This window comes from Synechococcus sp. Cruz CV12-2-Slac-r, assembly GCF_024346075.1.
GTDB lineage: Bacteria > Cyanobacteriota > Cyanobacteriia > PCC-6307 > Cyanobiaceae > Synechococcus_D.
Genome location: NZ_JAGQEK010000067.1, coordinates 1 through 9,403, shown reverse-complemented (window position 1 = coordinate 9,403; position 9,403 = coordinate 1). Strand labels below are relative to the sequence as shown.

The window sequence follows — 9,403 nt, the reverse complement described above, 5'->3', positions numbered from 1 at the left end:
GGGAGCTGGGGGTAGATCTGAAAATGATTCAGGCCGCCGCCGCTCGTATTAAAGATGCCATCGCTCTTGCAGATGCCAATGAAGTTGTTGCCACAGAAGATACCTTGCTTGTAGTTGTGGGTAGAGGCTCATCAGATCCAGATGCCAATTCAAATGTGGCAAAAGTGTGCCGCATGTTGGTGGAGGGTATTGGTTTTGGCTGGGGTGAAACCGTCTATTCTGGTGTTACTTTTCCTTTAGTAGAACCAGGCTTGCGCCATGCGGTGAAACTAGGATTTAAGCGGATATTAGTTTTTCCATATTTCCTTTTTTCAGGTGTATTAGTAAGCAGGATTTATCAACATGCAGATCGAGTTGCCCTAGATCACCCTGAGCAGCAATTTGTGCGGGTGGGTTATTTAAATGATCATCCCCTTGTGCTGGAAACCTTCAAAGAACGCCTAGCAGAAGTGATGCGGGGCGATGCAAATATGAATTGTTCTATGTGTAAATATCGCGCTCAAGTGCTTGGCTTTGAAGCAGATGTAGGCGCAGTGCAACATAGTCATCACCATCATGTGGAGGGCTTAAATGAACCCTGCGCCCTATGTGAAAAGGAATGTACAGGTGCTTGTCAGGAGCAGATCAATGCTGCAGCCCAGAGTCATGCCCATCAGCACACCGCCCATCCCCATGCCAAACACCCGTTAGGGCCGAGCAGTTTGCACTAATTGCCCAGGTGGTAGCAGCTTTTTGACTGTGCCAGGCAACTAGCAGCTGCTTTGCTAAATCACGCAACTGTTCCGAATCAGATGTGGCATCAATGGCGCGGCTGAAGCGTTCGATTTCAAAACGTTGGCTTGTGGTGAGCTCAATTGAGTTGCCCATGGCAGCTGAATAGAAACTAAGGCAAACGTATTCAGCTTTTAAAGCCGTGTTGTTACAGGAGCTACCAGCGCTGATAGGTATGTTTATTTCAAGATGTAAATCCGGATTTACTCATAAGCCTCTCCAATGCTAGATATATGAAAATCTGATCAAAGCCCTGTAGTTGCTATGCGATTAAGCTGGCCCCAGCACCTACAGGCTTCCCGCAGCGTTGAGATGGCTGGTGAGGATCAGCGGGGAATGGCAATGGCTTTAATGGGAATTTCACTTTTGGTTTTAGCTCAAGATTTGCTTGATCTTGGTTTAAGAGCTCAAGATCAAGGCCTAAAACTTTCTGTTTTACGGGATTAATTCTTAAAATCTAAGCCGTCCTTACCGGAGGTAAGCGGGTGCTTACCAGCCAGGCAGCTGCCACCAGCAGGCAGGAAGCCCAAAGACAAGCCTGCATGCCACCAAAAAGAAATAAGGCACCAGATAAAACAGTGCCAAGTAGGCGCCCAGCTGCATTAGCCATATAGTAAAAGCCCACATTTAGGCTCACAGATTCAGCATCTGTGTAGGCAAGCACCATATAACTGTGAATAGAGGAGTTCATCGCAAATATCACTCCAAATGCCGCTAATCCCACCACCACCGCAATGCCCGGTTGCGCCATTTCACGCCACAAGGCAATTGCAATCAAAGCTGGAATAGCTGTTAAACAGGCACTCCAAAATTCAACTGCCGCCACGCTTGGTGCTGTGCTTTGCCCCCAGGCGCGCCTCAATGTGGGCGCAGCAGCTTGCACGATTCCGTAACCGATAACCCAAAGGCCCATAAAACCGCCCACTTCCCAGAATTTCCAACCCAATGCAGATTGGAGGAATACCGGCAATGCCACCACAAACCACACATCACGGGCTCCAAATAGAAAGAATCGCGCTAGAGAAAGCACGTTTATGCCCTGTGATTTAGAAAATAATGCAGAGAAGTTTGGCTTTTCTTTCATCCTCCCAATATCTCCTGGCAATATAAGAGTTACAAGGAAAGCTATAAATAAACCAGCAGCCATTGCCCCAACTGCAGCATTAAATCCAATCGTTGTAAGCAGAATCCCGCCAAGAAAAAAACCAACACCCTTTAAAGCATTTTTGGATCCCGTGAGAATTGCCACCCATTTAAATAATTGATTATCGCCTTTATTCTGATCATTTGGGGTTTCAGGTACAACTGTTTTGATTGCACTTTTGGCACTCATTTTATTAAGATCTTTAGCAATACCGCTGATGGCTTGAGCAACCATCACATAGGCAACGCTCCACCATTTGGGCCAGGCATCATCCACTGGCATCAGCATTAGCAAGGCAGCCACTTGCATTAAGGTGCCCGTCCATAGGGTGAGGCGTAAACCAAAACGGGCACCTAAATAACCGCCATATAAATTTGTAACTATGCCAAAAAATTCGTAGAAAAGAAATAAGAATGCAATTTCAAGGGTGCTGTAGCCAAGTTGATGAAAATGGAACACCACCAGCATGCGCAGCGCGCCATCCGTAAGCGTAAATGCCCAGTAATTGCCAGTAACAATTGCGTATTGCTGAAGGGATGTGAGCATCCGCATCAGTGTTTCTCCGCTGCTGCGATGTAACTAACCAGGTCTGCCATTCGGCAGCTGTAGCCCCATTCATTGTCGTACCAGGCATAAACTTTTAGTTGAGTGCCATCAATAACCATTGTTGAGGGTCCATCAATGATGGCGCTGCGGGAATCATTTAAATAATCAACAGATACTAATGGTCTTGTTTCATAACCCAGAATACCCTTGAGTGCGCCATTGGCGGCAGTTTCAAATGCAGCGTTTACTTCCTCAGCCGTTACAGCACGTTTTAATTCAAATACCGCATCGGTAATTGAGGCATTTAATAAAGGTATCCGTATTGCGTGGCCGTTTAGTTTTCCTTGTAGTTCAGGAAAGATCATCCCGATAGCTTTGGCTGAACCAGTGGTTGTGGGTATTAAGTTTTGCAGGCAAGAACGGGCTCTACGTAAATCACTTTTGAAGCAATCTACCACAACTTGAGTATTAGTAACATCATGCAGAGTAGTTATTGAGCCATGCAATATTCCAAAATTTTCATGCACTACCTTCACAACAGGAGCAAGGCAATTTGTGGTGCAGGATGCTGCGGTAACCAATTTGTGTATGCTCTCGTTGTAGAGCTGATGATTGATGCCATAAACAATATTTAATGCTTCAGCCCCGGCTATCTGCCCTTTAACAGGGCAAGCCACCACAACCCTTTTAATGGCACTATTTAGAAAATAAGGCTCAAGGGTTTCAGCTGTTTTGAACTTGCCACTGCATTCCAGCACTATTTCAACGCCTGAATCAGCCCAAGGCACAGCACTTGGTGCTGTTGCTTTGCTGTAGTTAATCGGTTTATGAGTTGCATTTGCTACAACAAAACTATTTCCTTGGGCTGTTACGGGATGCGGCCAGCGCCCGTGGACGGAATCAAATTCAAGTAGATGGGCCGCGCCAGCGGCATCGCCTGCGGGATCGTTCACATGTACTAATTCGATATCTGGGCGGTCCCATAGGGAGCGAAATACCAAGCGCCCGATCCGCCCAAAGCCGTTGATGCCGATTTTCATTGAATTAGCAACAGAAATTTGAGCTTAAATCAATTATGGTTGATGGGTGTTGTTTGCTGGATCACATGGTTCTTACCGGCATTGCCAGTGAGCAAGCTCTGCAACTACTACGGGTGCTGGCGGAACCAATTCGTTTGCAATTGGTGCAGTGTTTAGGCAGTGGTGAGCGTTGTGTATGCGAACTCACCAGTGAGTTGGGATTAGCTCAATCCAAGCTCTCCTTCCATCTAAAAGTAATGAAAGATGCCGGTTTAATTACGGCACGTCAGCAGGGACGTTGGTCTTACTACCGCCTAGCACCACAAACTTTGACCTTGTTAAGCAATTGGCTGGATCAATTGGCCGCTAGTTGTAATTTATCCGCCCTTTCCTGTAGCTAACAAATGCATCTTGAAAAATTAAGTTGGCTTGATCGATTATTGCCCGTTTGGATCTTGCTGGCGATGGCTTTTGGCTTAGCGCTTGGCCGTTTGGTGCCCGGTATGCAGGTTTTGCTTGGCGGCGCTGAGCTTGGGAATATGTCGTTACCAATAGCCCTTGGTTTAATGATGATGATGTATCCGGTGCTAGCAAAAGTTCGTTATGGCGAATTGGGTTATGTGGCCCGTGATCGTTCTTTACTGACTACTTCTCTGCTTTTGGTGTGGGGGCTTGGGCCTTTTTTAATGTTTTGTTTGGCCTGGTTATTTCTACCAGATCAAGCGGAGTTTCGTACTGGGTTAATTATGATTGGTATCGCGCCATGTATTGCGATGGTGTTGATTTGGATCGATTTAGCTAAAGGGGATCGTGAAGTTGCTGCTTTGCTAGTAGCAATTAATTCAATTGTGCAAGTGCTTGCCTATGCACTGCTAGGTAATTTTTATTTAAAAATATTACCAAATTTTTTAGGGCTTGATGCTCAATCAATAAATTTCTCATTTTCTGAAATAGCAAAAGCAGTACTTATCTTTCTTGGCATCCCATTGGTGGCTGGTTTTTTTACAAGAAGAATCGGCGTTGCTTTTAAAGGTATAAAATGGTATGAGCAGAGATTCATACCACGGATTGCTCCATGGGCTTTGTATGGCTTGTTATTTACTATTGTTATTATGTTTTCTCTTCAGGGGCAAGCAATAATCTCTAATCCTTTTCAAGTGTCGCAAGTTGCCTTACCTTTATTCATATATTTCGTAGTAATGTGGGGAATTGCATTTTTTGTTGGTAAGAATTCAGGGTTTAGTTATGAAAAAACATCCGCACTTGCATTCACAGCAGCAGGTAATAATTTTGAGTTAGCGATTGCTGTTTCGATCAGCGTGTGGGGTGTTAGCTCAAAACAGGCATTAGCTGGTGTTATCGGACCTTTGATCGAAGTGCCTGTGTTAGTTGCTTTGGTATATTTATGCTTGCTGCTAAGGCCCAATTTTAAAAAATGATTTTAATTCTTGTTTTTTTTATGTTGATTCCGATTGCAACGATCGCTCAAACAAACGAGCAACTTCTTAAAGATGGCTTGATATCACCATTTATGTTTGATTTGTTAAATAAACAAGGTGCTAAAACGCCAGAGGCTCGTATTGAATTGATCAAAAAGCTTTGCGCTAAAGGCGATCTTGCATCTGGAGATTGTTATAAAAATAGACCTTCTGATTGGACCTACAGATGAATGCAAAAAAATTGGTTACAATAAAAGCAGGTGATTTGGATTTGCTTCCGTGAAGGGAAATTTGGCAATTGCAAGACGTGTAGGTATATATAGTGTTTTTAGTTATTTAGGGTTGATTTTGATCAACAATTCGGAAATTAACCTGCCAAATATGTGGGTGGCTTATTTACCTATGTTTATAGGGGTATATTTATTGACTCAGTTGATTGATAGAAGCTTTAAAAAGTAATTATAAATTAAGTTAACTGCCTAATCAATTGTTTGATGCTTGCTTGTATAGAGCTTCTAATCTTTCGCGGCTAAGATCCACATACATAACTTCTTCCCCTGGCGCCGGGGCTTCTGGATGCATCCGTCTTCCTTGCCTATTTGAACTAGATACTGGCACCGTTGCCGCTTGGCGTAAATTTTGATTCATCAAAGCAAAAGCTCCACCAGCAATTGCTGCGAAGCAAACTAGGTAAATGGTGGCTAAAAAGTCGTTCATGAAAGAAATTAAGGCATCTTTTCACCATTGTAACGGATTGTTACGGGTTTTGGGGCTTGTTTCGGCCTAGCTTTTCTAAAGAGGCGTTTTTTCTCTTGATTAGCTTTTTATTGAATGTAGTTTGGTTTGTGCTGGGTGGCCTTGTGATGGGTTTGGGTTGGTGGCTAGCGGGGATTATTGCTGCTGTCACAATCGTTGGGATTCCCTGGGCAAGAGCCTGTTTTGTAATTGGTAATTATTCGTTTTCACCTTTTGGCAAGGAGGCCGTGAGCCGCCATGAGCTCACCGGAGAACTGGATTTTGGCACCGGCCCTTTGGGTTTAATTGGCAACATTATTTGGTTTCTAATAGCCGGCTGGTGGCTTGCGATTGGTCATCTCACATCTGCATTGGCTTGTTTTATATCAATAATTGGCATTCCTTTTGGTATTCAACATATAAAGCTTGCAATAATCGCACTTGCGCCAATTGGTATGCAGGTGGTGCCGGTGCGCCGTTAAATCTTGTTGCCCCCTCCAAGCCTACTATCATTTGAGCTTGCCAGAAGTTCATAAGCGCCTGGCAAAAGTCGTGTAAATGGCAAAAAGATTTACCCTTTGTAAGTTTTTTCTGCCCGGGGCTTTAGGGAATAAACTATAAATATGGATTCAAGTGCCCGAGCATGTTTGCATTAGAAAATCTCGAACGTTTCAGCTCTAATCGCCTCCGCATTGCACGCCTTCAACGCATCAAATTATTACTACGCGTTCTTGCCCTGGTGGCACTCATAGCGGCAGGCAAGGTGGCAGCCCATCGGTTTGGTTGGGAGGTGATCCAGCTGAATCCCCTATTCACAACATTGGTGGCCTCAACAGTTTTTTTACTGGGCTTTTTGCTTAACGGTGTGCTTGCTGATTATAAAGAGAGCGAGAAATTACCTGGTGAGCTAGCTACTGGATTGGAAGTGCTCAGCATAGAAATTCAAGCAATCTCAGTGCTCTCTCCAGGTGCCGATGCACAATTCGCTGTTGCCGAGGTAACTTTCCTCGCTGAAACTATTTTTGTATGGTTGTTAAATAGGCTTTCCACGGCTGAGCTACTAAAGCATTTTTATTCTTGCCATCAAACCGTAGTTCAGGCGGCCTTTTTGCTCAAAACTGATCCGCCCCTTAAAGCCAGATTGCTAGGGGAAATGGCGGCTATCTTGAAGCTGATTAATCGAATCGAAACTATACGGGAAACCTCTTTTGTGAAATTGGTGTATTGGCTGGCCTATGCGGCAATTGGTCTTTTGTGTGGAGGGTTAATACTTATGGAAAACACAAGGCTCAATGAGGCAATATTTTTTATCGTTGTCATTAGCTTAATGATGATATTCCTTATTAGCTTAATTTCTGATCTGGACAATCCATTCGGACATGGGGATGCAATGTCGGTAGAAGACGTTTCACTTGATGTGTTAATTTCAGCAGTAACGCGCATGCAAAATGTTCAATAAACTAATATCAACCAGTAAACCAGCAAATTACAAGAGCAATCATTCCTATTCCGATAACATATGTCGGCCAGTAATCATCTGATTTATCGAGTTTTTTTAATTCCAATTCCCGAACAGCATAATCTTCTATCTTAAGTGCTGCGTAATAACGTCTGCATGCCCATAGCATCATAACAAAAGAGCCAAGCGTTAGAATATATGAAACAACGTAAACCTCATCTAAGAATGTTAGGTATGGCAGCTGCGGTAAATTTGCATCATGCGTCTGTTGCATGAAAACAAGTGTAAGTAAAACAGTAACCGGTAGTGTGAGGCGCACGTCGTAATGAGCTGTCTCAAGCTTAGTAGCACCAGCGATCATTGCTACAACGATCATAAGAGGAACTAATATTTTCCAGAATGACAACCATGAACTTGTACTATATTTAACCTCAAATATTAATTGACTGAAGTCGGAGGCTCCTTTGCCAAAGCCAAAATCAGAGTCGTAGTGATGTTTATATGAAGCCAATGTCCAACCTTGGTTTATCCAACCTAGATTAGAATCAATAAACTGACCTATTCCAGATCCTTGTGTGTCTGGTGATATTTCTAATTTACTACTATTCAACATTACATCATCTGCCTCGATCATGATCGGAAGGCTTAGGGTAGTAAAAGGGTGGCGACGAAAATCGCTTCGATCAATAAAAAACTCACCGCTGTAGGCGCCAGTTAGATACCAGCTGCCATCCGGCATGAGAGTTGGCTTACCGTTCCCGGTGGGTATAAAAACTGAATCTGCATATTGTGGAATATTAATAAGATTAACAGGTGTTAATACCTTCCATATTTTCAGATTATTTTCTGTTAGGTATGCCTGAAGATCATCTCCCCATTTGAGCCACCAATAACCCGAACTTTCAAATGAAGGACTTTGTAGATTAATATTGTAGTTATTAATAGCATATAAACCCATTCTAATCTTCATGGGATCAGGCTGACCCTTTGCAATGGTCTTAATTTCGCTACGTTCGTAGCCCTTGCGATCGCGCTTCAAAAGTTTAGCAAGGTGACTCTTTTGTTCAAGTAAGCCAGCCTTATTGTTATCTGTGAAGGCAAGGTAATCACCTGTTTTATAGCTAATATTATCTACTGAGAACACTCCCATTAGGATTAGTGCAATAGCAACAATTGCCATAATGAGCGTTGAGATATTCCATGGTTTCCTTAGGGTTGGAGGAAGACGAAATTTAGATTTAGGCTGATGTGAACTCATGACTTGTTTATTGATTTATGGAGGTTAAGCCATGTGTTCTGTGTTAATTAGTTTGGCAAGGCAGTAAATAAAATAACACAAGGCAGTTGCTACAATTACGTATACAATACCATCTGAAATACCTGAACCCATCAGGAAACCAATCGAAAGTACAGCAATAATTCCGCCTACATTATCAAGGATAGAGTAGGCAACATTTGCGGAAACTTGATCTTCCTTTCTAAAGAGTTCAGCTACTGCAGATAATCCTGTAGCGTAAATCCCTCCAGCGGCACCTCCCCAAACAAATAGAAGACATACAGCTATAAAGTAGTTGTATATTGCAAGAGGTAAGAAAACAGCACAAAGTACCCCAATCAGTACGCAAAGGATGGTTACGAAAGTTCTATTGTTTCGGTTTGAAAGGCTTGATATCAAGAGACCCAAGCTTACTGAGCCAAGCATAAAGGCGGTGAGAAGGAGGGATGCACGTTGAATAGACAAACCATTCATCATTCCATAAAGCGTTAGGAAGGCGGGAAGTCCGAAGAACGTAACACCTCCAACAAAGGAGGAGAGCATCGGCACTTTGGCCATACGGATTGCATAAAGAATGCGCAACCTGCCTTGGCTGAGAAAGCGTGGCTGTTGAGTAAGCAAAGGAATGATTACCATCAAGGCAACCAGCACAATGACCATGTTTCCCTGGAATGCTTGGCTTCCCCCTGAAGATCCCAACTGGTTGAACAATATTGGGCCGCTGGCTGTTCCGAGTGATAGAGCAGAGCTATAGCAGCCGCTCACCAAGCCTCGAAAACGCCCCACGGGGATAGCATTAACCCATGTTTGAAGAGAGATCAAACACATATAGGTGCATATGCCGAAGCAGAACACACTCACACACCAAAGTGTGAAATTATGAGTGTTAGCTAGAAGTAGCAGTACTAAAAGGCGCAAACCTGTAGCGAGGGCAAAAGTTCCCACAAGGCCAAATTTGCCAAGTATCCAGTCAATACAATTTATGATGGTAATAACTGCCCCCATCTCAAAGGC

Annotated in this window: 12 protein-coding genes; 7 read left to right on the top strand and 5 right to left on the bottom strand. The window is 43.5% G+C overall.

The window, feature by feature from the left end; all coding sequences use genetic code 11:
- On the top strand, positions 1–710 hold a 710-nt coding region (locus tag KB557_RS06720; protein WP_315856205.1), incomplete at its 5' end, for a CbiX/SirB N-terminal domain-containing protein.
- A 325-nt stretch (positions 711–1,035) separates the two neighbouring features.
- Positions 1,036–1,218 (top strand): hypothetical protein, encoded by a 183-nt coding sequence (locus tag KB557_RS06715; RefSeq protein ID WP_255132559.1) that lies wholly within the window; start codon positions 1,036–1,038, stop codon positions 1,216–1,218.
- A 10-nt stretch (positions 1,219–1,228) separates the two neighbouring features.
- On the opposite strand, the gene arsJ is transcribed toward KB557_RS06715, so the two are convergent.
- Positions 1,229–2,467, bottom strand: a complete 1,239-nt coding sequence (gene arsJ / locus KB557_RS06710) for an organoarsenical effux MFS transporter ArsJ (protein WP_255132557.1) — start codon at positions 2,465–2,467, stop codon at positions 1,229–1,231.
- On the bottom strand, positions 2,467–3,501 hold the full coding sequence (locus tag KB557_RS06705; protein WP_255132555.1) for an ArsJ-associated glyceraldehyde-3-phosphate dehydrogenase: 1,035 nt from the start codon (positions 3,499–3,501) through the stop codon (positions 2,467–2,469). Before KB557_RS06705 ends, arsJ begins: the two co-directional genes overlap by 1 nt.
- A gap of 35 nt (positions 3,502–3,536) precedes the next feature.
- Between KB557_RS06705 and KB557_RS06700 the strand changes: the two genes are divergently transcribed.
- Genes KB557_RS06700 through KB557_RS06690 form a run of 3 tightly spaced genes read left to right on the top strand, consistent with a single transcriptional unit; the run spans position 3,537 to position 5,149 of the window.
- Positions 3,537–3,881, top strand: coding sequence for a helix-turn-helix transcriptional regulator (locus KB557_RS06700; RefSeq protein WP_255132553.1), 345 nt, complete (start codon positions 3,537–3,539; stop codon positions 3,879–3,881).
- A gap of 3 nt (positions 3,882–3,884) precedes the next feature.
- Positions 3,885–4,919: an ACR3 family arsenite efflux transporter gene (gene arsB / locus KB557_RS06695; protein ID WP_255132550.1), complete on the top strand. Its 1,035-nt coding sequence runs from the start codon at positions 3,885–3,887 to the stop codon at positions 4,917–4,919.
- Positions 4,916–5,149, top strand: coding sequence for a hypothetical protein (locus tag KB557_RS06690; RefSeq protein ID WP_255132547.1), 234 nt, complete (start codon positions 4,916–4,918; stop codon positions 5,147–5,149). Before arsB ends, KB557_RS06690 begins: the two co-directional genes overlap by 4 nt.
- A gap of 253 nt (positions 5,150–5,402) precedes the next feature.
- Here KB557_RS06690 and KB557_RS06680 read toward each other — a convergent pair whose 3' ends face one another.
- Complete coding sequence (locus KB557_RS06680; RefSeq protein ID WP_255132543.1) at positions 5,403–5,636, bottom strand: hypothetical protein; 234 nt, start codon at positions 5,634–5,636, stop codon at positions 5,403–5,405.
- A gap of 95 nt (positions 5,637–5,731) precedes the next feature.
- Between KB557_RS06680 and KB557_RS06675 the strand changes: the two genes are divergently transcribed.
- Positions 5,732–6,136 carry a YccF domain-containing protein gene (locus tag KB557_RS06675; protein ID WP_255132541.1) on the top strand — a complete coding sequence of 135 codons (405 nt, stop codon included), beginning with the start codon at positions 5,732–5,734 and terminating at the stop codon, positions 6,134–6,136.
- Between the two features lie 257 nt (positions 6,137–6,393).
- Entirely contained in the window at positions 6,394–7,113 is a 720-nt protein-coding gene (locus KB557_RS06670) for a hypothetical protein (RefSeq protein ID WP_255132539.1), read from the top strand.
- A gap of 7 nt (positions 7,114–7,120) precedes the next feature.
- Here KB557_RS06670 and KB557_RS06665 read toward each other — a convergent pair whose 3' ends face one another.
- Complete coding sequence (locus tag KB557_RS06665; RefSeq protein ID WP_255132537.1) at positions 7,121–8,293, bottom strand: hypothetical protein; 1,173 nt, start codon at positions 8,291–8,293, stop codon at positions 7,121–7,123.
- Between the two features lie 102 nt (positions 8,294–8,395).
- A partial coding sequence (locus KB557_RS06660; RefSeq protein WP_255132535.1) for an MFS transporter occupies positions 8,396–9,403 on the bottom strand: 1,008 nt, incomplete at its 5' end.

Coding starts and splice junctions, on each gene's coding strand:
- KB557_RS06715 (WP_255132559.1), top strand. CDS start 1,036: ATGCGATTAAGCTGGCCCCAGCACCTACAGGCTTCCCGCAGCGTTGAG.
- arsJ (WP_255132557.1), bottom strand. CDS start 2,467: ATGCGGATGCTCACATCCCTTCAGCAATACGCAATTGTTACTGGCAAT.
- KB557_RS06705 (WP_255132555.1), bottom strand. CDS start 3,501: ATGAAAATCGGCATCAACGGCTTTGGGCGGATCGGGCGCTTGGTATTT.
- KB557_RS06700 (WP_255132553.1), top strand. CDS start 3,537: ATGGTTGATGGGTGTTGTTTGCTGGATCACATGGTTCTTACCGGCATT.
- arsB (WP_255132550.1), top strand. CDS start 3,885: ATGCATCTTGAAAAATTAAGTTGGCTTGATCGATTATTGCCCGTTTGG.
- KB557_RS06690 (WP_255132547.1), top strand. CDS start 4,916: ATGATTTTAATTCTTGTTTTTTTTATGTTGATTCCGATTGCAACGATC.
- KB557_RS06680 (WP_255132543.1), bottom strand. CDS start 5,636: ATGAACGACTTTTTAGCCACCATTTACCTAGTTTGCTTCGCAGCAATT.
- KB557_RS06665 (WP_255132537.1), bottom strand. CDS start 8,293: ATGGCAATTGTTGCTATTGCACTAATCCTAATGGGAGTGTTCTCAGTA.